This is a genomic window from Streptomyces boninensis (assembly GCF_048572725.1).
Lineage (GTDB): Bacteria > Actinomycetota > Actinomycetes > Streptomycetales > Streptomycetaceae > Streptomyces > Streptomyces boninensis.
Genome location: NZ_CP183837.1, coordinates 8,394,211 through 8,418,729 on the forward strand (window position 1 = coordinate 8,394,211; position 24,519 = coordinate 8,418,729).

The 24,519-nt window shown below is 69.9% G+C and carries 19 protein-coding genes and 1 tRNA gene; 17 read left to right on the forward strand and 3 right to left on the reverse strand.

The window, feature by feature from the left end; genetic code table 11:
• Positions 1-37: 37 nt before the first annotated feature.
• The 16 genes from ACNNMR_RS37860 to ACNNMR_RS37935 all read left to right on the forward strand — a co-directional run bounded on the left by ACNNMR_RS37860 (position 38) and on the right by ACNNMR_RS37935 (position 19,423).
• The gene (locus tag ACNNMR_RS37860; RefSeq protein WP_419999246.1) at positions 38-1,564 is read left to right on the forward strand and encodes a sugar ABC transporter ATP-binding protein; all 1,527 of its coding nucleotides are present in this window, start codon (positions 38-40) and stop codon (positions 1,562-1,564) included.
• Positions 1,561-2,589, forward strand: coding sequence for an ABC transporter permease (locus ACNNMR_RS37865; RefSeq protein ID WP_420000618.1), 1,029 nt, complete (start codon positions 1,561-1,563; stop codon positions 2,587-2,589). Before ACNNMR_RS37860 ends, ACNNMR_RS37865 begins: the two co-directional genes overlap by 4 nt.
• A gap of 41 nt (positions 2,590-2,630) precedes the next feature.
• A complete protein-coding gene (locus tag ACNNMR_RS37870) occupies positions 2,631-3,683 on the forward strand; it encodes a substrate-binding domain-containing protein (RefSeq protein ID WP_419999247.1) in 1,053 nt (350 codons plus the stop codon).
• A 49-nt stretch (positions 3,684-3,732) separates the two neighbouring features.
• Positions 3,733-4,923 (forward strand): Gfo/Idh/MocA family protein, encoded by a 1,191-nt coding sequence (locus ACNNMR_RS37875; RefSeq protein WP_419999248.1) that lies wholly within the window; start codon positions 3,733-3,735, stop codon positions 4,921-4,923.
• 30 nt (positions 4,924-4,953) lie between these two features.
• A complete protein-coding gene (locus ACNNMR_RS37880; RefSeq protein WP_419999249.1) occupies positions 4,954-5,958 on the forward strand; it encodes a sugar phosphate isomerase/epimerase family protein in 1,005 nt (334 codons plus the stop codon).
• Positions 5,959-6,182: 224 nt separating this feature from the next.
• A complete protein-coding gene (locus ACNNMR_RS37885; protein ID WP_419999250.1) occupies positions 6,183-8,624 on the forward strand; it encodes a PQQ-dependent sugar dehydrogenase in 2,442 nt (813 codons plus the stop codon).
• A 125-nt stretch (positions 8,625-8,749) separates the two neighbouring features.
• Positions 8,750-10,054 (forward strand): ThuA domain-containing protein, encoded by a 1,305-nt coding sequence (locus tag ACNNMR_RS37890; RefSeq protein WP_419999251.1) that lies wholly within the window; start codon positions 8,750-8,752, stop codon positions 10,052-10,054.
• Between the two features lie 137 nt (positions 10,055-10,191).
• Positions 10,192-11,346 (forward strand): inositol-3-phosphate synthase, encoded by a 1,155-nt coding sequence (locus ACNNMR_RS37895; RefSeq protein WP_420000619.1) that lies wholly within the window; start codon positions 10,192-10,194, stop codon positions 11,344-11,346.
• A 602-nt stretch (positions 11,347-11,948) separates the two neighbouring features.
• Positions 11,949-13,088 (forward strand): SCO3242 family prenyltransferase, encoded by a 1,140-nt coding sequence (locus tag ACNNMR_RS37900; RefSeq protein ID WP_420000620.1) that lies wholly within the window; start codon positions 11,949-11,951, stop codon positions 13,086-13,088.
• Entirely contained in the window at positions 13,085-13,954 is an 870-nt protein-coding gene (locus ACNNMR_RS37905; protein ID WP_419999252.1) for a sugar phosphate isomerase/epimerase family protein, read from the forward strand. The genes ACNNMR_RS37900 and ACNNMR_RS37905 overlap by 4 nt, the downstream gene beginning before the upstream one ends.
• The gene (locus ACNNMR_RS37910) at positions 13,951-14,658 is read left to right on the forward strand and encodes an EboA domain-containing protein (protein WP_419999253.1); all 708 of its coding nucleotides are present in this window, start codon (positions 13,951-13,953) and stop codon (positions 14,656-14,658) included. The genes ACNNMR_RS37905 and ACNNMR_RS37910 overlap by 4 nt, the downstream gene beginning before the upstream one ends.
• An 8-nt stretch (positions 14,659-14,666) precedes the next feature.
• The gene (locus ACNNMR_RS37915; protein ID WP_419999254.1) at positions 14,667-15,524 is read left to right on the forward strand and encodes a TatD family hydrolase; all 858 of its coding nucleotides are present in this window, start codon (positions 14,667-14,669) and stop codon (positions 15,522-15,524) included.
• A 6-nt stretch (positions 15,525-15,530) separates the two neighbouring features.
• Positions 15,531-16,715 (forward strand): metabolite traffic protein EboE, encoded by a 1,185-nt coding sequence (eboE, locus tag ACNNMR_RS37920; protein WP_419999255.1) that lies wholly within the window; start codon positions 15,531-15,533, stop codon positions 16,713-16,715.
• Positions 16,712-18,109, forward strand: a complete 1,398-nt coding sequence (locus ACNNMR_RS37925; protein WP_419999256.1) for an alkaline phosphatase family protein — start codon at positions 16,712-16,714, stop codon at positions 18,107-18,109. Before eboE ends, ACNNMR_RS37925 begins: the two co-directional genes overlap by 4 nt.
• Positions 18,110-18,135: 26 nt before the next feature.
• Positions 18,136-19,164: a sugar phosphate isomerase/epimerase family protein gene (locus tag ACNNMR_RS37930; RefSeq protein WP_419999257.1), complete on the forward strand. Its 1,029-nt coding sequence runs from the start codon at positions 18,136-18,138 to the stop codon at positions 19,162-19,164.
• Positions 19,165-19,338: 174 nt separating this feature from the next.
• A tRNA-Leu gene (locus ACNNMR_RS37935) sits at positions 19,339-19,423 on the forward strand.
• Here the strand turns inward: ACNNMR_RS37935 and ACNNMR_RS37940 are convergent.
• Entirely contained in the window at positions 19,405-20,646 is a 1,242-nt protein-coding gene (locus ACNNMR_RS37940; RefSeq protein ID WP_419999258.1) for a recombinase family protein, read from the reverse strand. The genes ACNNMR_RS37935 and ACNNMR_RS37940 overlap by 19 nt on opposite strands.
• A 51-nt stretch (positions 20,647-20,697) precedes the next feature.
• A protein-coding gene (locus tag ACNNMR_RS37945) for an IS3 family transposase (protein ID WP_419993208.1) occupies positions 20,698-21,890 on the reverse strand; the annotation gives its coding sequence in 2 pieces (ribosomal slippage) (positions 20,698-21,626 and positions 21,626-21,890; 1,194 coding nt in all).
• 185 nt (positions 21,891-22,075) lie between these two features.
• Here ACNNMR_RS37945 and ACNNMR_RS37950 point away from each other — a divergent pair.
• Positions 22,076-22,567, forward strand: coding sequence for a hypothetical protein (locus ACNNMR_RS37950; protein WP_419999259.1), 492 nt, complete (start codon positions 22,076-22,078; stop codon positions 22,565-22,567).
• Positions 22,568-23,335: 768 nt separating this feature from the next.
• On the opposite strand, the gene ACNNMR_RS37955 is transcribed toward ACNNMR_RS37950, so the two are convergent.
• Positions 23,336-24,519 (reverse strand): IS3 family transposase gene (locus ACNNMR_RS37955; protein ID WP_419999260.1). Its coding sequence is split into 2 segments (ribosomal slippage): positions 23,336-24,247 and positions 24,250-24,519, totalling 1,182 coding nucleotides; the frame shifts between segments, so codons are not numbered across the junction.

The following is a 24,519-nucleotide window of genomic DNA, read 5'->3' on the forward strand; positions in this document are numbered from 1 at the left end:
CAAGTTCCGCCAGCGCACCGCCTCCTCGAGGAGAACGATGGCAACACCCTCGACACCACCCGCCTCACCCCCCTTGCTCACGATGTCGGGCATCACCAAGTCCTTCCCCGGCGTCCGCGCCCTCGACGGCGTCGACCTGGACGTCGCCGCCGGTGAGGTGCACTGCCTGCTCGGCCAGAACGGCGCCGGCAAGTCCACCCTGATCAAGGTGCTCGCCGGCGCCCACCAGCCGGACGGCGGCGAGATCGTCTGGCAGGGCGCGCGCACCGAGCTGAAGTCGCCGATGGCCGCGATGCGGCTCGGCATCGCGACCATCTACCAAGAGCTCGACCTCGTACGGCACTTGTCCGTGGCGGAGAACGTCTATCTGGGTCACGAGGTGGCATCCAAAGGCTTCGTACGGCGCCGCGAGGCGAAACAGCGCACCGCGGAGCTGCTGAAGCGGCTCGGCCATCCGGAGATCGGCCCGGGCACGATCGTCGGCTCGCTCTCCGCCGCCGGGCAGCAGATCGTCTCCATGGCCCGCGCGCTCTCCCACGACGTGAAGCTCATCGTCATGGACGAGCCGTCTGCCGCCCTCGACCCCGACGAGGTCGACAACCTCTTCCGTATCGTCGCCGACCTCACCGCCGAGGGCGTCGCCGTCATCTACATCTCGCACCGGCTGGAGGAGATCCGCCGGATCGGCGACCGCGTGACCGTACTGAAGGACGGCCGGCACGCGGCCCGCGGGCTGCCCGCCGAGTCGACGCCGACCCCCGAGATCGTCTCGCTCATGACCGGGCGCAATGTCGAGTACGCCTTCCCGGAGAAGGCCATCAGCGACGTGCGCAAAGGGCAGCCGGTGCTCAAGGCCGAAGGCCTGGAGCTGGCCGGGGAGTTCGCGCCGGTGGACTTCGAGCTGTACCCCGGGGAGATCGTCGGCCTCGCCGGGCTCGTTGGCTCCGGCCGCTCCGAGATCCTCGAGACCGTCTTCGGCGCCCGCAAGCCCACCGCGGGGCGGATCACCGTCGAAGGCGAGCCGCTGCGGCCCGGCAGCGTCCCCGCCGCCGTACGCGCCGGGCTCGGGCTCGCGCCCGAGGAGCGCAAGGCGCAGGCGCTGCTCATGATGGAGTCCGTCACCCGCAACGTCTCCATCTCCTCGCTGTCCCGCTTCTCCCGCGGCAGCTGGCTGGACCGCGGAGGCGAGCGCACCGCCACCCGCGAGGCCGTGCGCGACCTGTCGCTGCGCCCCGACAACCCCGACGCCCTCATCCGCACCCTCTCCGGCGGCAACCAGCAGAAGGCGGTCCTCGCCCGCTGGCTGCTGCGCGGCTGCAAGGTGCTGCTGCTTGATGAGCCGACGCGAGGCGTGGACGTCGGCGCCCGCGCCGAGCTGTACGCCCTGATCCGCCGGCTCGCCGACGAGGGCGTCGCCGTGCTGCTCGTATCGAGCGAGATCCCCGAGGTGCTCGGGCTCGCCGACCGGGTGATCGTGCTGCGCGAGGGCCGGGTGGTGCACACCGCGCCGGCCCAGGAGCTCGATGAACACCGCGTACTTGACCTGGTGATGGAAGGAAGCTGACCGTGCTGAGCTCTCCGGAGACCGTGACCGCGGACAAGGCCGGCGCCCCGGGCCCGGCCTCCCCGCTGCGTCTGCTGCTGCAGCGCGCCGATCTGCGCGTACTGTCGCTGCTCGCCGTGCTGGCCGCACTGATCGTGGTCGGCGGCGTCACCAAGCCCGACGAGTTCCTGGAGTGGGCCAACTTCCGGCTGATCCTCACCCAGGGCTCCATCATCGGCGTCGTTACGGTCGGCATGACCCTGGTCATCATCGGCGGCGGCATCGATCTGTCCGTAGGCGCGATCGTGGCGCTCGCCTCGGTGTGGGCGACGACGGTGGCGACCCAGGACTACGGGTTCACCGGCATTCTCTTCACCGCGGTGATCGTCGGCGTCGGCTGCGGCCTGGTGAACGGGGTGCTCATCTCGTACGGCGGGATGGTGCCGTTCATCGCGACGCTGGCCATGCTCGCCTCCGCGCGCGGCCTGGCGCTGCAGATTTCCAGCGGCAACACCCAGATCGTGGAGGTCAATTCGGTCACCGACCTGGCGCTGCCGAAGTCGTTCGTGCTGGGCATTCCGCCGCTCGTGATCATCTTCGCGGTGATCGCGGTGCTCGGCTGGCTGCTGCTCAACCGCACCACCTTCGGCCGCCGCACCGTCGCCCTCGGCGGCAACCCCGAGGCCGCGCGGCTGGCCGGCATCAATATCAACCGGCAGCGGCTCGTGCTGTTCGTGCTGTCCGGGCTGTGCTGCGGCATCGCCGCCTTCATGCTGGTCGTCCTCAGCGGCTCCGGCCAGAACACCAACGGCAACCTCTACGAACTGGACGCCATCGCCGCGGCGATCATCGGCGGCACGTTGCTCAGCGGCGGCCGCGGCACGATCGTCGGCTCGGTGCTCGGCGTGCTTGTCTTCACCATGATCCAGAACATCTTCATCCTCAACAACCTCGAGACGGCCGTCCAGCAGATCGCCAAGGGCGGAATCATCGTCCTCGCCGTGCTGATCCAGCACCGAACGAGCCGCAACGCAGCTGATGCCTGACCCCGCTCGCCCTCACCCCGCTCACGCAGAAAGGCTCCGCCATGCCTGAATCGCCCCTCACCAGTCGCAGAAACATGCTCTTCGGTGCCGGCGCCATCGCCGCCGGCGGCTTCCTCACCGCCTGTACGTCCAACTCCGACGACGGCGGCGACGACGGCGGCACCGACAACAAGGCCGCCGTCGCCGACAAGAAGAAGGGCAAGCAGGTCACCATCGGCTTCTCCGGGCCGCAGGCCGACCACGGCTGGCTCAACGCCATCAACGACCAGGCCCGCAAGCGCGCCAAGGAATACGAGGACATCACCTTCCGGGCCGTCGAGGGCTCCAATGACGCCGCCACCCAGTCGGGTTCGATCGAGACGCTGATCAACCAGAAGGTCGACGTCATCGTCATCCTCCCGGCAGACGGCAAGGCCCTCACCCAGGCAGGGCTGAAGGCCATGGAGGCGAACATCCCGGTCGTCAACCTCGACCGCGCCTTCGCCACCCCGCAGGCCTCCCGCTGCTGGATCGGCGGCGACAACTACGGCATGGGCCTGAACGCCGGGCACTACATCGGCCGCGCCATGAAGGACAAGAAGGCCGCCAAGGTCGTCGAGCTCGCCGGCATGGACACCCTGGAGCTGACCAAGCAGCGCAGCAAGGGCTTCAGGGACGCGCTGAAGAACTACAAGAACTGCGAGATCGTGGCCCGCCAGGCCGCCGAGTTCACGGTCGAGTCCGGCCAGAAGAAGATGGCGGACCTGCTGCAGGGCCAGAAGAAGTTCGACGCCCTGTGGAACCACGACGACGACCAGGGCGTGGGCGCCGAGAGCGCCATCAAGCAGGCCGGCCGGGAGGGCTTCCTGATGGTCGGCGGTGCCGGCTCCAAGCACGTCATGGACCAGATCAAGGCCGACAACACCGTCATGAAGGCCACCGTCCTCTACCCGCCCACCATGGCCGCCTCCGCCATCGACCTGGCCAGGGCGCTCGGCCAGTCCAAGGGCATCGGCGGGCTGGCGGAGTTCGAGATCCCCGCCTCGATCACCCTGTACTCCGCGGTTGTCGACAAGAAGAACATCGATCAATACCTGCCGACCGGCTTCAAGTAGGCCGGACAGCACGCAGGGGGGAACGCAGCTCAAGACAGCTAGGAGATACATGTCCGAGGAGACCGACACCAGCGACAAGCCCGCACTCGGCGTGGGCATGGTCGGCTACGCCTTCATGGGAGCCGCCCACTCCCAGGGCTGGCGGACCGCCGCCCGGGCCTTCGACCTGCCGCTGCGCCCGGCCATGGCGGCCGTGTGCGGGCGCGACGAGGCCAAGGTGCAAGCCGCTGCCCGGCAGTTGGGCTGGGCCGCCACCGAGACCGACTGGCGGGCCCTGATCCAGCGCGACGATGTGCAGCTCGTCGACGTCTGCACGCCCGGCGACAGCCACGCCGAGATCGCCATCGCCGCGCTGGAGGCGGGCAAGCACGTCCTGTGCGAGAAGCCCCTCGCCAACAACGTCGCCGAGGCCGAGGCGATGGTCGAGGCCGCCCGCCGGGCCCGCGAGCGCGGCCAGCTGGCGATGGTGGGCTTCAACTACCGCCGGGTGCCCGCGCTTTCGTACGCCAGGAAGCTGGTCGCCGACGGGCGGCTCGGGGCGCTCAGGCACGTACGCCTGACGTATCTGCAGGACTGGCTGATGGACCCGGACTTCCCGCTCGCCTGGCGGCTGCAGCGCGAGCACGCCGGGTCCGGGGCGCTCGGCGACCTGGGCGCGCACATCGTCGACCTCGCGCAGTACCTGGCGGGGGAGCGGGTCGCCGGGGTGTCCGCGCATACGGAGACCTTCGTCAAGGAGCGGCCGCTGCCGGCCGAGGCGGCGGGCCTGTCCGGGGCTGCGGGCGCCGGGCGCGGGCGGGTCACCGTGGACGACGCGGCGGTCTTCAGCGGGCGGATGGCGGGCGGGGCGCTGGCCACCTTCGAGGTGAGCCGGATGGCCGCCGGCCGTAAGAACGCCATGTCGGTGGAGCTGAACGGCGAGCTCGGCTCCCTCGCCTTCGACCTGGAGCGGCTGAACGAGCTGCAGTACCACGACCACGCCGAGGATCCGCAGCTCGCGGGCTTCCGCCGGGTCCTGGTCACCGAGCCCGAGCATCCGTACCTGGAGGGCTGGTGGCCGCCCGGGCACGGCCTCGGCTACGAGCACACCTTCGTCCACCAGGCCCGCGACCTGGTCACCGCCATCGCGGCGGGCGAGCAGCCCGCGCCGTCCTTCGAGGACGGGCTGCAGGTGCAGCGGGTGCTGGCCGCCGTGGAGGAGAGCGCGGAGAAGAACGCCGTCTACACCGCCGTCGACTGAAGAACCGTTCTGTACAGAAGGAGTCGCAGCATGCCCCGTCAGTTCACCCTGTTCACCGGACAGTGGGCCGACCTGCCGCTCGAGGAGGTCTGCCGGCTGGCCCGCGACTTCGGCTACGACGGCCTGGAGCTGGCCTGCTGGGGCGATCACTTCGAGGTCGACAAGGCGCTCAGCGACCCGGGCTACCTCGACAGTCGCCACCAGCTGCTCGACAAGTACGGCCTGAAGTGCTGGGCGATCTCCAACCACCTCGTCGGCCAGGCCGTCTGCGACAACCCCATCGACGAGCGGCACCAGGCGATCCTCCCGGGCGACATCTGGGGCGACGGCGACCCCGAGGGCGTACGGCAGCGGGCCGCGCAGCGGATCAAGGACACCGCGCGGGCCGCGGCCGCCTTCGGGGTGGAGACGGTCATCGGCTTCACCGGGTCGTCGATCTGGCATCTGGTGGCGATGTTCCCGCCGGTGGTGCCCGGGATGATCGAGCGGGGTTACGAGGACTTCGCCGAGCGCTGGAACCCGATCCTGGACGTCTTCGACGCCGAGGGCGTGCGCTTCGCGCACGAGGTGCACCCGAGCGAGATCGCGTACGACTACTGGACGACGCATCAGGCGATGGAGGCGATCGGCCACCGGCCGGCGTTCGGGCTGAACTTCGACCCGTCGCACTTCGTCTGGCAGGACCTCGACCCGGTCGGCTTCCTGTGGGACTTCAAGGACCGCATCTACCACGTCGACTGCAAGGAGGCGCGGAAGCGCCTGGACGGGCGCAACGGGCGGCTGGGGTCGCATCTGCCGTGGGGGGATCCGCGGCGGGGCTGGGACTTCGTGTCGGCCGGGCACGGGGATGTGCCATGGGAGGACTGCTTCCGGATGCTGCGGTCGATCGACTACACCGGGCCGATCTCGGTGGAGTGGGAGGACGCGGGGATGGACCGGCTGCAGGGGGCGCCGGAGGCGCTGCGCAAGCTGAAGGAGCTGGACTTCGAGCCGCCGCAGGCGTCGTTCGACGCGGCTTTCGGGGGCGGGGAGTAAGCCTGCCCTCCCGCCCGCCCGTTGCTCGGTGCGACAGGAACGGGCGGGCGGGAGGGAAGAGCCGCCGAAGGCGAAGCGCGACGCAACGCATGCGCCTTTGTCCCGCCAGAGGTAAAAGTTTCAACTCGCCGCTGTCAAAGGGCTTCACGGGGCGGTCAAAGCCGTTTACCGTCCTGTAATGAACCTGACAAAACCCCACAACATCTCGTCAGGAGACCCCCAGCGTGCTCCGACTAAGAAGCCTCACCGCCCTCATAGCCGCGGCCCTCCTCGTCCTGACCGGCCTCGCCGGCGGCGCCGCGGCCAAGCCGATGACCGACGCCGACAAGAAGCCCAAGGCAGAAACCTTCCAGCAGGTCCCCCTCGCCAAGGGCGAAGCCGAGATGGGCGAGCCGATGACGCTCGCGCTCCTCCCGGACAACTCCGCCCTCCACACCTCCCGCGACGGCGAGCTGTGGCTGACCAGCAAGGACGGCGACACCAAGCTCGCCGGCAAGCTGGACGTATACAGCCACGACGAGGAGGGCCTCCAGGGCGTCGGCGTAGACCCCAACTTCGCCCAGAACCGGGCGATCTACCTCTACTACGCGCCCCCGCTCGACACCCCCACAGGCGACGCCCCGGAGACCGGCACCGCCGCCGACTTCGCGAAGTTTGACGGCGTCAACCGCCTCTCCCGCTTCGTACTGAAGGAAGACGGCACCCTCGACGCCGCGTCCGAGAAGAAGGTCCTCGACGTCCCCGCGTCCCGCGGCATCTGCTGCCACGTCGGCGGCGATATCGACTTCGACAAGGACGGCAACCTCTACCTGTCGACCGGTGACGACACCAACCCGTTCCAGTCCGACGGCTACTCGCCGATCGACGAGCGCGCCGACCGCAACCCGGCCTTCGACGCCCAGCGCTCCGCCGGCAACACCAACGACCTGCGCGGCAAGATCCTGCGCGTCAAGGTCAAGGACGACGGCACGTACACGACGCCGGAGGGCAACCTCTTCGCGCCCGGGACGGAGAAGGCCCGCCCCGAGATCTACGCGATGGGCTTCCGCAACCCCTTCCGCTTCTCCGTCGACAAGGCCACCGGCATCGTCTATGTAGGCGACTACGGCCCCGACGCCGCGGCCGCCGACCCGAACCGCGGGCCCGGCGGACAGGTCGAGTTCGCCCGCGTCACCAAGGCCGGCAACTTCGGCTGGCCGTACTGCACGGGCAAGAACGACGCGTACAACGACTACGACTTCGGTACGAAGGAGTCCGGCGGGAAGTTCGACTGCGCGGCGCCGAAGAACAACTCGCCGCACAACACGGGCCTGACCGACCTGCCGCCGGCGCAGAACGCCTGGATCCCGTACGACGGCGCGAGTGTGCCGGAGTTCGGCAACGGCTCCGAGTCGCCGATGGGCGGCCCGGTCTACCACTACGACGCCGCCTCGGACTCGAAGATCAAGTTCCCGGAGTCGTACGACAAGAACGTCTTCCTGGGCGAGTTCGGCCGCAAGTGGATCAAGCGGATACAGGAGGACTCCTCCGGCACGGTCCAGTCGATCAACGATTTCCCGTGGTCCGGCACCCAGGTGATGGACATGGCGTTCGGCACCGACGGCGCCCTGTACGTCCTCGACTACGGCACCGGCTACTTCAACGGCGACGAGAACTCGGCTCTCTACCGGATCGAGAACGCCCCCAACGGCCTCTCACCGATCGCCGCGGCCAAGTCCGACAAGACCAACGGGCAGGCACCGCTGGAGGTGAAGTTCTCCTCCGAGGGGACCAGTGACGGCGACAGCACCGAGCTGACGTACGCCTGGGACTTCGGCGACGGCGGCAACTCCACCGATGCCAACCCCACGCACACGTACACCGAGAACGGCACCTACACGGCCAAGCTCACCGTCAAGGACGAGAAGGGCAACACCGGCACCGCCGGCGTGCAGGTGATCGTCGGCAACACCGCCCCCACGGTGGAGCTGCAGAAGCCCGCGGACGGGCAGCTGTTCAAGTTCGGCGACGAGATCCCGTTCGAGGTGAAGGTCACCGACCCCGAGGACGGCGAGATCGACTGCGCCAAGGTCAAGGTGACGTACATCCTCGGCCACGACAGTCACGGCCACCCGATCACCTCGGCCAACGGCTGCACCGGCACCCTCAAGACGCCCATCGACGGCGGCCATGACCCGGCCGAGAACGTCTTCGGAGTCTTCGACGCCGAGTACACCGACGGCGGAGGCGGCGGCCAGGCGGCGCTGACCACCCACGACCAGAGCGAGGTCCAGCCCACCCAGCGGCAGGCCGAGCACTACGACGAGATGAAGGGCGTCGCACCGCAGGACAAGGCCACCGCCCACGGCGGCGCCACGGTCGGCGACATCAACAACGGCGACTGGATCTCCTTCAAGCCGTATGTGCTGGCGGGCGCCACCAAGATGAGCGCCCGGATCTCCTCCGGCGGCACCGGCGGCACCCTGGAGATCCGCGCCGGGGCGGCGGACGGCACCCTGCTCGGCTCGACGGAGGTCCCGGTGACCGGCGGCTGGGACAAGTTCCAGGACGTCAGCGCGGATCTGTCGAACGCGCCGGCGGGCACCACCACGCTCTACCTCGTCTTCAAGGGCAGCGGCGACGGGGCGCTCTACGACGTGGACGACTTCACCTTCACCACCGGCTGACACCCCCTCCCGCCCCGCCGGCTGCCCCCGGCGGGGCGGGCCCCCTTCTCCTCACTGGAGTAACTCGCATGCCTGAGCCATCGAGACGTTCGGTCGTGCTGGGCACGACCGCGATCCTGGGCGCCATGACCCTGAGTGGAAACGCACACGCCATGTCCACCGACGCCGCGGCCCGTAGAAAGCCGAAGCCGAAGCCCTGTCCGAAGGCCGACGATGCCGTCCTGGTCTTCTCCAAGACCGCCGGCTTCCGCCACGACTCCATCCCCGACGGCATCGCCGCGATCCAGCAGCTCGGCAAGGACAACGCCTTCACGGTCACGGCGACGGAGAACGCCGCCGACTTCAACCCGGGCAACCTGGCGAAGTACAAGGCGGTCGTCTTCCTGTCGACCACGGGCGACGTGCTGGACGCCGCCCAGCAGACCGCCTTCGAGGACTACATCAAGGCGGGCGGCGGCTATGTCGGCGTGCACGCCGCCGCAGACACGGAGTACGACTGGCCGTTCTACGGCGGCCTGGTCGGCGCGTACTTCGACTCGCACCCGGCGATCCAGCCGGTGAAGGTGCTGGTGGAAGACCGCGCCCACCCGGCGACGTCGCACCTGCCGGCGGTCTGGGAGCGCACGGACGAGCTGTACAACTACCGCAAGAACCCGCGCGAGGTCGTGAAGGTCCTGGCGACCCTGGACGAGTCCTCGTACACCGGCGGCAACATGGGCGAGGACCACCCGATCAGCTGGTGCCAGGAGTACGAGGGCGGCCGCGTCTTCTACACGGGCCTGGGACATACGAAGGAGTCGTACGCGGAGGAGAACTTCCGCAAGATGCTCCTCGGCGGCATCCGCTACGCGATCGGCGCGGCGCATGCGGACGCCCGCCCGGAGCTGGGGTATTCGGCTCTGTTCGACGGCACGTCGACGACGGGCTGGAAGCAGGCGGGCCCGGGGTCCTTCGAGCTGGCGGACGGCACCCTGTCGTCGGTCGGCGGGATGGGCCTGTTCTGGTACGAGGCCAAGGAGCTGCACGCGTACTCGCTGAAGCTCTCCTGGAAGATGGACGGCGACTCCAACTCCGGCATCTTCATCGGCTTCCCGCCGTCGGACGACCCCTGGACGGCCGTCGACAACGGCTACGAGATCCAGATCGACGCCACGGATGTCGTGGAGAAGACGACGGGCTCGGTCTACGGCTTCCAGTCGGCGGACATCGCGGCGCGCGACGCGGCGCTGAACCCGCCGGGGGAGTGGAACACGTACGAACTCCGCGTCGAAGGCGAGCACCTGCAGATCTGGCTCAACGGCGCGAAGATCAACGACTTCACGAACGCGGAGCCGGCCCGCAGCCTCGTAGACGGTCACATCGGCATCCAGAACCATGGGGACGCTGACCATGTGTCGTTCCGCAACATCCGCGTGAAGGAACTCACCTGACCGCGCCCGGCGGGGGCGGTGCCACAGCGGCGCCGCCCCCGTCGGTGCGGGGTTGGTGGCGAACCGGTGGGAGGTCTTTTCCGTTGACTAGTCGAAGCGAGAGCTCTGGCTCTGAGCGAGGGCGTGTGGGTGGCGGGCTGGGAGGGGCCGGCCGGGCCGAGCCCGGCGGGAGCGAGCGGACCGGGCGTACCGGGCGGACCGGCGTGTGGCTGGTGGGCGCCCGCGGCTCGGTGGCGACCACGGCGGTGGCCGGATGCGCGGCCATGGCCGGGGGCATGTACCCGCCGACGGGGATGGTGACGGAGCTGCCGCCCTTCGCGGACTCGGGCCTGCCGGCCGTGTCGGACCTGGTCTTCGGCGGCCATGACGTGACGTCCACGCCGCTGCCGAAGCGCGCGGAGGAACTGGCCGCGGGCGGCGTGCTGCCGCACGGGCTGCCGGCGGCGGTGGCGGCGGAACTGGCGGCGGCGGACGAGGAGATACGGCCGGGCGGGCCGCAGCCGGGCGATGCGCGTACGGAGGCGGAGCTGATCGACGCGCTGGCGGCGGACATGACGTCCTTCGCCGACCGCCACGACCTGGCGCGCGTGGTGGTCGTGAACGTATCAACGACGGAACCGGCCCCCGACGACCCGGAGGCTTTGTTCCCGCCCAGCTCCCTGTACGCGGCGGCGGCGCTGCGGGCCGGCTGCCCGTACGTGAACTTCACCCCGTCGACGGGCCTGCACCACCCGCGGCTGGCGGCGGCCGCGGCTGCCGCGGACCTCCCGTACGCGGGCCGCGACGGCAAGACGGGCCAGACCCTGCTCCGCTCGGTCCTCGGCCCGATGTTCGCGCAGCGCGCGCTGACGGTCCGCGCCTGGTCCGGCACCAACCTCCTCGGCGGCGGCGACGGCGCCACGCTCGCCGCGGACCCGGGCGCCGCGGCGGCGAAGAACGCGGGCAAGGAGCGGGTGCTGGCAGAGACGTTGCCCGGCGGCGCGCCGGAGGGCGAGGTCCACATCGACGACGTCCCGTCTCTGGGCGACTGGAAGACGGCGTGGGACCACATCGCGTTCGACGGCTTCCTGGGCACGCGCATGGTCTTGCAGACGACGTGGCAGGGCTGCGATTCGGCGCTGGCGGCGCCGTTGATCCTGGACTTGGCGCGATTGCTGGCGCGGGCGGATGAGCGGGGGGTGCGGGGTCCGGTCGCGGGGCTGGGTTTCTACTTCAAGGACCCGGACGGTGGTCCGGCGGGGTTGGCGGAGCAATGGACGGAGCTGCTGTCGTTGGCGGAGCGGCTGCGATGAGGCGGTGCGGGTTGGGTGCGGGCGTGGGAGTGAGGGCGCTGGGCCTGGCTGCGGGTGTGGTGGGTGTGGTGGGTGTGGTGGGTGCGGTGGGTGCGGCGGTCGCGCTGACGGCGGCCGTACGTGCGACGCCGGGGGGACCCGGCGGGGGTGAGCGGCGGCGATACGGAGCGGCTGGTGCGGAGCCCGGATCGCGGGCTGCTGGCACGCCGCGAGTGCCGATGTCGTCGGCTGCTGAGCCGGCGTCCGCGGAGTCAGCGGCGCCGGAGTCCGGGCCCGCAGCGGCTGGCGCGGAGCCCGGATCGCCATCCGTGAGCACGCCGCGAGTGTCGACGCAGTCGGCTGCTGAGTTGGCGTCCGCAGCGTCAGCGGCGCCGGGGTCCGGGCCCGCATCGGCTTCGGAGCCCGAACGTGCGGCGGGGGCTGTCCCCGGGGCGGCGGGGCCGCCCGAGGGGGCGCCTGCGCGCGCCTCGGCGGCGGAGGACGGCCGGGTGCGCGCCGCCTCGGCGCCAGACGAGCGGGTGCCTGCGCCCGCCGCTTCGGCGCCAGAGGCCGAGCGCCCGGCCGCGTCCGACCCCACCCAGGTACCTGCGGCCCCCGGCCGCCTGGGCGCCGGTCGGGCAGACCAGGGGGCTTCCCCACCCTGGCTGCCCGCCGCTGCCCGGCACACTGGCGACGCGGCCGCGACCGCCACCCAGGCGGCGGCCTCGGCTCCGGCGGCGGCCTCGGCCCCGTCCCGGGCTCCGGCCCGGCCGCGCGGCGGCAAGCTACGGGCATGGGCGGAACTCCTGCGAATATCGGCGGTGTTCACGGTGCCCGGCGATGCGCTGGCCGGAGCCGCGGCGGCGGGTCGCAGGCCGAACCGGGGCACGCTGCTGGCCGCAGGAGCCTCCCTCTGCCTCTACGAGGCAGGCATGGCCCTGAACGACTACGCCGACCGCGACGTAGACGCCATCGAACGCCCCCACCGCCCCATCCCATCGGGCCGCATCAGCCCACGCGCCGCCCTGGCAGCAGCCACAGCCCTAACCGCAGCCGGCCTCTCCCTGGCAGCAGCCGCAGGCCGCAAACCGCTGGCGCTGGCCACGGCCCTGGCAGGCACGGTCTGGGCGTACGACCTCCGCCTGAAACAAACTCCGGCGGGCCCGGCGGCAATGGCGGCAGCACGTGGCCTGGACCTGCTGCTGGGTTCAGCAAGCGCACGAGCTGCAGCCGCATCTGCCGTCAAGGGGCCCGGGGGCATCCCCCCGGTTTCGGGAAGGGGCGGGTCTGGGGCATCCCCCCTCCGCGCCACTGCCCCCCGCCGCACAACCCCCCTCCCGGCAGCCACCCTCCTGGCCGCCCACACCTACGCCGTAACCACCGTCTCCCGCCGCGAGGCAGAGGGAGGCGCCACCGTCCCACCCCTCGCCGCCCTCGCAGCCACCACCGCCATCACCTACACCCTCCGCGACAGCGGACCTCGCAGCGGCCACCACACCAGCCGCCAACCCCCAACCCCCGCGGCAGCGGCCACCGCAGCGGCAGCCGCCCTCTACTTCACCACCGCCGCCAAACCCTCCCTCCACGCCGCCCTCAACCCCTCCCCCCTCCTCACCCAGCGCGCAGTCGGCGGCGGCATCCGCGCAATGATCCCCCTCCAAGCCGCCCTCGCCGCCCGCGCAGGGCACCCCGTCACGGCCGCCGCCATCACCGCCCTCGCCCCCCTCGCCCGCCGCGTCGCGCGAAAGGTGAGCGCCACATGACGCCTCTCCGACTCGCCTACGGCACCAACGGCCTCACCGACCTCCGCCTCACAGACGCCGCCCACCTCCTCGCCGACCTCGGATACGACGGCATCGCCCTGACCCTCGACCACATGCACCTCGACCCGCTGGCCCCCGACCTCCCGGCCCGCACCGCCCAAGTCGCCCGCCTCCTCAGCGATACCGGCCTCTCCGTCACCATCGAGACCGGCGCCCGCTACGTACTCGACCCCCGCCGCAAGCACCACCCCACCCTCCTCGACCCAGACCCGGCCGCCCGCCAGGCCCGCGCCGGCCTGCTCCTGACCGCGGTACGCGTCGCCGCCGACCTCGGCGCCGGCGCCGTGCACTGCTTCTCGGGCCAGCGCCCGCACGGCGTCCCCGAGGACGAGGCCTGGAAGCGCCTCGCCGACGAGCTCGCCCCCGTCCTGGAGGCGGCGGCCGCCGCCAACGTCCCCCTCGCCGTCGAACCCGAACCCGGCCACCTCCTCCACAACCTCGACTGCTTCCACCGCCTCCGCACCGCCCTCGGCGACCCCGACTCCCTCGCCCTCACCCTCGACATCGGCCACTGCCAGTGCCTGGAACCGGCCCCGCCCGCCGACTGCGTACGCGCCGCCGCGCCCTGGCTGGCACATGTTCAGATCGAGGACATGTACCGCGGGGTACACGAGCACCTGCCCTTCGGCGAGGGCGAGATCAACTTCCCGCCCGTACTCGAAGCCCTCCAGACCACCGGATACCGCGGCCTGATCAGCGTGGAGCTGCCCCGCGACTCCCACGCAGGCCCCGAACTGGCCCGTACCTCCCTCGACTTCCTCCGCGCCGCCGAAGCCGAGGCAAGCACCCGAGGAGGCGCCCTATGACGAACACCGCAGACACCCCCGACCCCAGCACCACCACCCCCGCCACCCTCCGCGCCGCCGTGGACGCCGCCCTCCCCACCGACGCCCGCGCCTGGCTGGCCGACGCCCTGACCGAGGCGGCGAAGGGCGCGCCAGGTCCCAGCCCCTCCATCCCGGCCTGGGAGGCCCACTTCGCCGCCGCCCGCCGCCGCGCGGGCGGCGAGCAGGCCATGGCCGTACGCATCCTGCTGCTCCAAGCAGCCCGCGCCGACACCGACGCGGCCACCCGGATCTACGAGCGCGGCGACACCGCAGAGCGCATCGCCATTCTCACCGCGCTCCCGCACCTCGAGCCCAGCGACGACGCCCTCCCGCTCGTACACGACGCGCTGCGCACCAACGACACGCGCCTGGTGGCGGCAGCCCTCGGCCCATACGGCGCCGAGCACCTGCCCGCCCACGACTGGCGGCAGGCCGTGCTGAAGTGCCTGTTCACCGGCGTCCCGGTGACGGACATCCACGACCTCGCCGACCGCGCCCGCGATGACGCCGAACTCGCCCGCATGCTCCGCGACTACGCCGCCGAACGCGAGGCCGCCGGCCGCGACGTCCCGCAGGACCTGCACCGCGTGCTGTCCCTCACCGCCGTCACCGACGGCGCAGCCGACCCCGGCAGCGCCACCGCCCCCGGCGCAAGCGCACCAGCCGTCAACGAGGAGGGCTGACCTCACCCATGCGCATCTTCGACCCCCATATCCACATGACCTCCCGCACCACCGACGACTACGCGGCGATGTACGACGCAGGCGTCCGCGCCCTGGTCGAGCCCTCCTTCTGGCTCGGCCAGCCCCGCACCGCACCCGCCAGCTTCTTCGACTACTTCGACGCCCTCCTCGGCTGGGAGCCGTACCGCGCCGCGCAATACGGCATCGCGCACCACTGCACTCTCGCCCTCAACCCCAAAGAGGCCAACGACCCCCGCTGCACCCCCGTCCTCGACGAACTCCCTCGCTACCTCCTCAAAGACCACGTCGTCGCCGTCGGCGAAATCGGCTACGACTCGATGACCCCGGCCGAGGACCACGCCCTCGCCGCCCAGCTGCAGCTGGCCGCCGACCACGGGCTCCCCGCCCTCGTGCACACCCCCCACCGTGACAAGGCCGCGGGCGTCGCCCGCACCCTCGCCGTCATCGCCGAGTCCGACCTGCCCCCCGCGCAGGTCGTCCTCGATCACCTGAACGAGACCACCGTAAAGGCCGCCACTGACAGCGGTGTCTGGCGCGGCTTCTCCATCTACCCCGACACCAAGATGGACGAGCACCGCATGGTCGCGATCCTCCGCGAGTACGGCACCGACAAGATCCTCATCAACTCCGCCGCCGACTGGGGCAAGTCCGACCCGCTCAAGACCCGCAAGACCGCCGACGCCATGCTCGCCGCCGGCTTCTCCGACGACGACGTGGACAAGGTCCTCTGGCGCAACCCGGCCGCCTTCTACGGCCAGTCAGGCCGCCTGGAACTGGAGCCCCCGAAGCCACAAGACGGCGCGGCCACCCACGAAGGCAACTCCATCCTCCGCGGAGGGAGCTGACCCCCCATGCGCTTCCGCCACCCCGACGGCTCCACCGTCCACCTCGCGTACTGCACCAACGTCCACCCCGCCGAGGACTACGACGGCGTCCTCGCCCAGCTCGGCGACCACGCCGAGCCGGTACGCCGCCGCCTCGGCCGCGACCGCCTCGGCATCGGCCTCTGGCTGGCGGCCGACGCCGTCCGCACCCTCGGCTCCGACCCAGCCGCGCTGCGCCGCCTCAAGCGTGAACTCGACGACCGCGGCCTGGAGGTCGTCACCCTCAACGGCTTCCCGTACCAGGGCTTCGGTGACCAGGTCGTCAAATACCGCGTCTACAAACCCGACTGGACCGAGCAGCCCCGCCTCGACCACACCGCCGACCTAGCCCGCCTCCTAGCCACACTCCTCCCGGACGACGCCGCCGAGGGCACCATCTCGACCCTCCCGCTCGCCTGGCGTACGGACTTCGGCGACGACCAGCGCAAGAAGGCCCTGGCCGCGCTCCACATCCTCGCCTCTCGCCTGGAGGCGATCGAGGAGCTCACCGGCCGCCGCATCCGCGTCGGCCTCGAACCGGAGCCCGGCTGCACGGTCGAGACCACGAGCGACGCCATCGAAGCCCTCACCGGCGCGGATGCCCCGCCCCCCGACCGCATCGGGATCTGCGTCGACACCTGCCACCTGGCGACCGAGTTCGAGGACCCGGACACCGCCATCCCGGCCCTCACCGCGTCCGGCGTCGCGATCGTCAAGACCCAGCTCTCCGCCGCCCTCCAGGCCGCCGACCCGCACGACGCCGCCGTACGCACCGCCCTCCAGGCCTTCGCCGAGCCGCGCTTCCTGCACCAGACCCGGACGCGCGCGGCTCAGGGCGTACGCGGCGTGAGCGGCACCGACGACCTGGACGAGGCCCTGACCGGCGGCCTGCCGACCGCGGGGGAGTGGCGCTCGCACTTCCACGTACCCCTGCACGCGCCCCTGGAGCCCCCGCTCGCCGCGACCACCGGCGTCCTGAAGTCCGCCCTCACCCACCTCGTCGGCGGCCCGCACCCGCTCACCCGCCACCTGGAGGTGGAGACGTACACCTGGCACGCCCTACCACCCCACCTCAGACCCCGCAGCCGCGCCCAGCTCGCCGATGGCATCGCCGCCGAACTGTCCCTGGCCCGCGACCTGCTCACCGAACTCGGCCTGAAGGAGCTGCCGTGACGACACCAAAGCGCCTGGTGGTCATAGACGTCGTCGGCCTCACCCCCCGCCTCCTGGAGCACATGCCGAACCTGACGGCATTGGCCGACGCCGGCTCGTGCGCCCCACTGCAGCCCCCGCTCCCGGCCGTCACCTGCACCGCCCAGTCCACCTTCCTGACCGGCACCACGCCCTCGGCGCATGGCGTGGTCGGCAACGGCTGGTACTTCCGCGACCTGGGCGAGGTCCTGCTGTGGCGCCAGCACAACGCCCTCGTCGAAGGCGACAAACTCTGGGACGCCGCCCGCCGCGCCCACCCCGGCTACACGGTGGCGAACGTCTGCTGGTGGTACGCGATGGGCGCGGACACGGATTACACGATCACTCCGAGGCCCATCTATTACGCGGACGGCCGCAAGGAACCGGACTGCTACACCCGCCCGGCGGCGCTGCACGACGAGCTGGAGGCAAAGCTGGGCACCTTCCCGCTCTTCACCTACTGGGGCCCCACGGCAGCAATCACCTCATCCAAGTGGATCATCGCGGCGGCTCGCCACCTCCTGGCCACCCGCCGCCCTGATCTGACATTGGTCTACGTCCCCCACCTCGACTACGACCTCCAGCGCTACGGCCCCGACGACCCCCGCGCCCACGCGGCGGCCCGTGAGGTGGACGCGGAACTGGCACCGCTGCTGGCGGACGCATCCGCTGCGGACGCGGAGACGGTGGTCCTGTCGGAGTACGGCATCACATCGGCCGACCGCCCGATCGACATCAACCGCGCACTCCGCCGCGCAGGCCTCCTGGAGGTGCACACCCAGGACGGCATGGAATATCTCGACCCGATGGCGTCCCGCGCCTTCGCGGTGGCCGACCACCAGATCGCCCACGTGTACGTCCGCCGCCCCGAGGACATCCCGGCCGCACGGGAGGCCCTGACCGGCCTCGCGGGCGTGGCGGAGCTGCTGGACGACGAGGGCAAGAAGTCGTACGGCCTCGACCACCCGCGCGCCGGAGAGCTGGTGGCGCTGGCGGAGCCGGACGCCTGGTTCACGTACTACTACTGGCTGGACGACGCGAAGGCCCCCGACTTCGCCCGCCTGGTAGAGATCCACCGCAAGCCCGGCTACGACCCGGCCGAGCTCTTCATGGACCCCGCGGACCCGTACGTACGCCTCCGCGCGGCCACCGCCCTGGCCCGCAAGAAAACAGGCCTCCGCTACAAGATGTCCGTCATCCCCCTCGACCCCTCACCCGTCCGCGGCAGCCACGGCCGCCTCCCGGACGACGAGCGCGACGGCCCGGTCTTCCTTACGTCCCGGCCAGGAGCCGCGACGGACCCAGTCGCAGCCACCGACGTGAAGCAGCTGCTGCTCTCACTGGCCGGGCTGTCGACACCTCACCACCTCGAATAATTTCAAGAACAAGGAGTACCCGCCTGATGAGTGACAACTCCGAACTCGCCAGACGCCTCAAGCGCCGCAGCTTCCTCGGCGTCGCGGCGGGCGCCACCGCCGCCGCGATCACCGGCGCGGCGGCGTCTCCGGCCGTGGCGGGGGGCCACGGCCACGGACACGGCAGCCGCCGGATCGTGCCGCGCGGCAAGCTGGGTATCCAGCTGTACACGGTGCGTGACCAGATCGCCTCGGTCGGCTTCGCCAAGGTCTTCCAGGAGCTCGAAAGGGCGGGCTACGACCAGATCGAGTACGCGGGCTACACCCAGGGCACGGGGTCCATCACCTTGCCCCAGCTCAGGCGGCTCGCGCGGGACCACGACCTGTTCCCGATCGGCAGCCACGTGTCCCACACCGGCGCGTACTCCTTCGCCGAGAGCCTCGACCAGGTGCTGGACGACGCGGAGGCGCTGGGCATGCCGTACATCGGCACCTGGGCCGGCCCGAACAACCGCTACGGCACCACGGTGGACGCGGTGAAGCGCTCGTGCGCGGAGTTCAACGAGTACGGCGCGGCGGCGAAGGCGCGCGGCATGAAGTGGTACACGCACAACCACTCGGAGGAATTCGGCTTCTGCAGCGACAACCCGAAGGTCCGGATCTACGACCTGATGCTGGCGGAAACGGACCCGGACCTGGTCTACCTGGAGATGGACATCTACTGGGCCTACGTCGGCCAGTACCGCTTCAGCAAGCGCCCGGACGGCACCCCGGCCCCCTTCAAGCCGCTGGACTACGTACTGGACGACCCGCGCCGCTACCCCCTCTTCCACGTCAAGGACGGCGAACACGACGAGGCCCAGGAGCACGGCTACCACATGACAGACGTCGGCGACGGCGACATCGACTACCGCCGCTTCATCGGCACGGTGACCCGCCGCCGCGGAGGTGACCGCTATCACAACTGGCTGGTGGAGCGGGACGACGCGGTCGACCCGGCGACGAACCCGGCGGGCAGCTTCAGTACGGCGAAGCGGTCGGCGGCGTATCTGACGGGCCGGCGCAAGAACGCCTAACGCATCGGGGGACACGGGCTCCGCCGCCGGGCGGGCCCGTGTCCCCTCCTGACCTGCGAATCGTCACTTACCGCTCACGTAGCGTAACGCCATTAACGGGTGGCAGAGCACCCCGGAATCCTTGGTATGGTTGAGATGTCGCCGCGGCCGCCAGGCCATCGGCAAGACACCCTCGTCCGGGTGGCGGAATGGCAGACGCGCTAGCTTGAGGTGCTAGTGCCCTTTAACGGGCGTGGGGGTTCAAGTCCCCCCTCGGACACTCTCTGGCAGCCTACGGTTGTGGGCTGGGTGCTGGTCGAGATCTATCTCGGCCAGCACTTTTTGCTTTGCGGGGTGGTAGGTGAGGCGCAAGCCGAGCTGCTGGTAGATGACTGCTTTGTCGGCGGGGTCGGCTTCGCGGATGACGGCGGTGACATCGGCGATGGTGCGGACCAGGCGGGCGATCTCGTCGCGGGACATGCGGGTGGAGGCTTCGCCGGTGAGGTGGCGGAGCTGGGCCTGGGCAGTGGCGCGGCGGGCCTGGATCTCGGTGATCCATTCGTTGACGATGGTTGGCTCGGTGCCGGATTCCAGGGCGGTGCGGTAGGTGGCGAGTTTGGCGTCGCATTCGGTCAGCGTGGTGTGGGCGGCTTGCGCGGCGGCTTCGCCGGGGCCCGGATCTGTTGTGGTGGCGGCCGCGAGTTGGTCGATGGTGTCGTCGAGCCGGTGTGGCAGAAAGCAGGTGGCCACCCACGTGTCGAGGGGTGGGAGGATCCAGGCTTCGCGCAGGTAGATATTCCGCGGATGGTGGATGCGATTGGCGAGGGCGTATTCGTCGGGGTAGCGGCAGCGGTAATAGGCCTGGTCGTGGGTCCAGTTGCCTTGCATGCGGCGTTCGCAGATGCCGCAGATGAGGGCGCCGCGCAGCAGGTAGGGGTGGCGGGCCCGGGGGACGCCGGGGGCCGGAGCGGGGCGGACGGTGCGGCTGCGGAGTTGCTGGGCGCGGGTGAAGGTGGCGTCATCGATGAGCGCGGGGTGAGAGCGCTGCTCGGAGTAGATCCATTGGTCGGGGGTGTTCCAGCGCATGGTGGTGGCATAGCCGAGGGTGACATCGTCGGGGCTGAGGAGCGTTTCGTGTTTGCGCTGGCGGTTCCATACCTGGCGGCCGGTGTAGCGGGGGTTGGACAGGATGGCGCGGACCGCACCCTTGGACCAGGCGTGGCCGTCGCGGTGCGGGTTACGGGCCCGGTCGGCGGCCGAGGGGCAGGGGATGGCGTCGCGGGTCAGGCCCTCGGCGATGGCGTAGTCGCCTCGGCCGCGGATGTATTCGGCGAAGATCCGCACGACGACCGGGGCAGTGGCCGGGTCCGGGGCCAGCTGGCGCAGGCGTTTGCCGTCGGCGGCCTTGCCCGGGTTCGGGTGTGGGCCGAGGTCCACCAGCTGATAGCCGTACGGCGGGCGTCCGCCCAGGAAGCGCCCTTCGATACGGGCCTGGGAGGCCATGGCCGTTCGTACTGAGCTGCCCCGAGTTTCATAGCGTCCGGACTTGATTGGTCAGGCGGACTGCTGGGTGGCTTCCTGACTTCGCCAGAAGGCGTCCTCGTACTCGGCGGGTGGCACGTAGTCGAGGGCGGAGTGGAGCCGTTCCTCGTTGTACCACGTCACCCAGCGAAAGATCGCCCGCTCGACCTGGTGGACGTCGTGCCAGGGGCCCTGCATCTCGATCAGCTCGGCCTTGAAGGTGCCGTTCAGCGCCTCCGCCATGGCGTTGTCGTAACTGTCCGCGACGGACCCGACGGATGCCGAGGCGCCGATGTCGGTGAGCCGGTCTGTGTATCGAATTGATACGTATTGCGACCCGCGGTCGCTGTGATGTATGAGACCGGAACCCGTCTTGATCCTCCGGCGCCACAGCGCCATTTCCAAGGCGTCCAGCGGCAGTTCGGTCCGCATGTGACCGGCGATCTGCCAGCCGACGATCATCCGCGAGTACACGTCGAGGACGAACGCGACATACGCCCAGCCGGACCAGGTCCGCACGTAGGTCATGTCCGCCACCCACAGCTGATCCGGCCGGTCCGCGGTGAAGTCGCGGTCGACCAGGTCCGGCGGCCGCGGCGCGGTCGGCTCGGGGATCGTGGTGCGGCGCCGCTGGCCGCGGATGACGCCTTCCAGGCCCAGCTCGCGCATCAGCCGCTCGACGGTGCAGCGGGCAGCTTCGACGCCCTTGCGCCGCAGCGCGCGGGTGATCCGGCGGGCCCCATAGGTGCCGCCGGACTCGGCGTGGATCTCCTCGATCATGGGCATGAGCTGTTCGTCGCGCAGCCGGCGGGCCGATTTCGGGCGCCGCTTGCGGGCGAAATAGGTCGAGACCGACAGGTCCAGCACCCGGCAGACGGGATCGACCCCGAGGCCGCGTTCCTTCAGGTGGTCGATCACCTGCTCGGCCTCGTCCGGGGACGGTCGATCTCCTGGGCAAAAAACACCGAAGCGGCCTTCAGGATCTCATTGGCCCGCTTCAACTCGGCGTTGTCCTTGCGGAGTTGTTTCAGCTCGTCGCGTTCGGCGCTGGTAAGCCGGTCATCGCGGTCGCCGCTGTCCGCCTCGGCCTGGCGGACCCACTGCCGCAGGGCTTCCTTGTGGATGCCGAGGTCTTTGGCGACATGGGCGACCGGGCGTCCGCTGGTGCGGACCTCGCGGACGGCACGCTCGCGGAGCTCGTCGGGGTACTTCCGTGGTGCTGGCACTTGCTCGTGTGTCTCCTTACGCCAAGATCATAGACCTGGCTTCAGGGACGCTACGAAACGGGGTGCAGCTCAGGGCCCTGGGCCCACCACACCCTGCCGAACCCGGGTCACCCCGCGGCGGACCGACCTACACTGACCTTCGTGCCCAGCCAACTCATCCGGCTTCGGGCACTCTTGAGGTGATCATGTTGATCGCGACACGTAGAGCCATACTCCTGCTGTGGGCCGCCGGAGGACTGACCACAGCCTGCGCAATTCACCGCAGGCCACCCCACCCCGACCCCGGCAACAAACGGCTGCACCGGCTGGCATCCGAACCGATCCTCACCGCGCTCCCGCCCGCTGCGAAGCGCACCGCGCGAGAGGAAAAACCCGCAACCTACTCGAAAGGCAGCATTTTTGAGGCTGGCGCTTGGAGCGGCGGGCATGTGACGGCGACGTTCACCTCGACGCTCTCGGTCCGCGACGTGTATCACTTCTACGCCGAACTGGCAGACAACTCCGGCTGGAAGCCCTGGCAGAAACTGGCCAAGGGCTTCACTGCGACCTGGGTAAAACACATCGCCTCAGCGCGGCAGTCTTACATCCGACTGGATCCTGACGGATTCAGTACCCACACCGTTGACCTGACCGCAAGCGGAACCATAAGAAGCTACCGGCTGACTGGCAGCCTCTAGGTGCCGTACTCCGGAGCCGAGGGCGGCCTCATGAAACCAGAGTGAGCTGGCAAAGCCGTAGCGGTGGAGGAAGCAGTCTTCCGCTAGCCGAGTAGCTTGCCCATCAGCGTCTTCACCCCTTCCCCCATTGCCGCCCCGGCGGCAGCTGTAGCCGTCCATGATAGGGCGGAGTTCAACTCACTCAAACGCATTCGGTCGCGAAGCTCCCATTGTCTGCTCCCAGGCAAGAATTCTCTTGGCAACTGGACAGTGCGCCAATCTGAATGCGCCTCAACGGCCCAGCTTAGCGATTTATCAGGTTCGGCAATGTTGCACGAAACCAGCGAGGACCAGTCAGGTCGCGCCCAGTCGGAAGCGAACCCCCAGAAGCTAACCAATTCCGGTTTCCCTGAGTATCGCCAAGACTCACGTCTTCCTCTGAGAAGCCCTCGAGTCGTCACTGCTTCTCTGTGCCGACTCTCTACGGCACCCCGTATGTCGTTGAACGCAGTGGGGCTAAACCACCAACCCCCCTCAGCTGCATACGCTGTTGGATCATCCTGCGGTTGCCCTGGACAATACCCGGCGACAAACAGATCCCATCCCGCACCCGACCGGACGTTGTAGTATACGATTTCCCTCTGAAGGTCAGAGAATATCGCCGAATCGGGCCTGGCAAACAGGATGCTGATTAACCTCCGCCCATCCTCGGTATCCCAAAGGTCATTTGGCCCTGCACCCGGGTCATCCACTCCTTGGGCTTCGCCCCGCTACGTGGACATCTGCGAACTATGCAGCCAGATTCAGGCTACCTGACATGACCGAGCGCCTTTCGAACTCGACCGGGCTGATGTGACCCAGTGCGGAATGCCGACGCCGGTTGTTGTACCAAGCCATCCACGAGAACACGGCCAGCCGGGCCTCGCAACTCTTCAGCCACCGCTCGCCGTAGAGGAGTTCACGTTTGATGCTGGCGAAGAACGACTCTGCCATCGCATTGTCGTAGCTCGATCCCGTTCTGCCCATCGACCGACGTACTCCATGCTTCCGGCAGGCCGCGGCGAACGCCGCCGACGTGTATTGCGTTCCCCTGTCGCTGTGGAATACCACGCCGTTGACGGAGCCGCCGCGGGTCGCGACGGCCGCTTCGAGCGCGTCGACGACCAGGGCGGAGCGCATGTGCTCGGCCATCGACCACCCCACCACCCGCCGGGAATGAATGTCGATGACGGTCGCCAGATACATCCATGCGCCTCCCACCGGCAGGTAGGTGATATCGCCGCACCAGCGCACATTCGGTGCCCGGGCGGTGAAGTCCCGCTCCAGCAGGTCGGGGGCCTTCGGCGCACGGGCATCCGGGATCGTGGTGCGCTTGCCCTTCCGCAGATGCCGCCCCGATATCCCAGCCGCCCGCATCAGGCGAGCGACCTTCTTGTGGTTCACCGCCGGCCCATCCGCGCGCAGCTCCCGCGTCACCCTCGGCACCCCATAGGCGCCCTTCGTCTGCGTGTGTATGGCCCGGATCTGCTCGGTGAGCGCCGCCTCGGCGGCTGCCCTGGCCTGCCGGGCCGGCGCCGCCTGGCGCCACCGATAGAAGCCCGACCGGGAGACGCCAAAAATTCTGCACAGCCGCTGAATGCCGTACTCCACATGGTGGTCGGAGATGAACCGCCAGCGGCCGGTCAACGACCCATCTCCTTCGCAAAATACTGTGCTGCCTTCCGCAGGATCTCCTTCTCCAGCTCCAGCTCACGAACCTGCTTGCGCAGCCGCTTCAGCTCCTCACGCTCCGACGGCGTCACCGCGTCACCACCGCCGTCGCCGGCCACGGCCTGGGATTTGCGCACCCACTGGCGCAGCGACTCGGTGTTGACACCGAGCTCCTTGGCGACCGAGCCGATCGACCGACCGGTGGACCGCACCAGCTCCACCGCGTCCCGCTTGAACTCCTCCGGATACCGGGCAGCACCCAC

Excerpts from the sequence above, each read along its gene's own strand:
- ACNNMR_RS37860 (WP_419999246.1), top strand. The coding sequence starts at position 38 with ATGGCAACACCCTCGACACCACCCGCCTCACCCCCCTTGCTCACGATG.
- ACNNMR_RS37870 (WP_419999247.1), top strand. The coding sequence starts at position 2,631 with ATGCCTGAATCGCCCCTCACCAGTCGCAGAAACATGCTCTTCGGTGCC.
- ACNNMR_RS37875 (WP_419999248.1), top strand. The coding sequence starts at position 3,733 with ATGTCCGAGGAGACCGACACCAGCGACAAGCCCGCACTCGGCGTGGGC.
- ACNNMR_RS37880 (WP_419999249.1), top strand. The coding sequence starts at position 4,954 with ATGCCCCGTCAGTTCACCCTGTTCACCGGACAGTGGGCCGACCTGCCG.
- ACNNMR_RS37890 (WP_419999251.1), top strand. The coding sequence starts at position 8,750 with ATGACCCTGAGTGGAAACGCACACGCCATGTCCACCGACGCCGCGGCC.
- ACNNMR_RS37905 (WP_419999252.1), top strand. The coding sequence starts at position 13,085 with ATGACGCCTCTCCGACTCGCCTACGGCACCAACGGCCTCACCGACCTC.
- ACNNMR_RS37910 (WP_419999253.1), top strand. The coding sequence starts at position 13,951 with ATGACGAACACCGCAGACACCCCCGACCCCAGCACCACCACCCCCGCC.
- ACNNMR_RS37915 (WP_419999254.1), top strand. The coding sequence starts at position 14,667 with ATGCGCATCTTCGACCCCCATATCCACATGACCTCCCGCACCACCGAC.
- eboE (WP_419999255.1), top strand. The coding sequence starts at position 15,531 with ATGCGCTTCCGCCACCCCGACGGCTCCACCGTCCACCTCGCGTACTGC.
- ACNNMR_RS37930 (WP_419999257.1), top strand. The coding sequence starts at position 18,136 with ATGAGTGACAACTCCGAACTCGCCAGACGCCTCAAGCGCCGCAGCTTC.
- ACNNMR_RS37940 (WP_419999258.1), bottom strand. The coding sequence starts at position 20,646 with ATGGCCTCCCAGGCCCGTATCGAAGGGCGCTTCCTGGGCGGACGCCCG.
- ACNNMR_RS37950 (WP_419999259.1), top strand. The coding sequence starts at position 22,076 with ATGTTGATCGCGACACGTAGAGCCATACTCCTGCTGTGGGCCGCCGGA.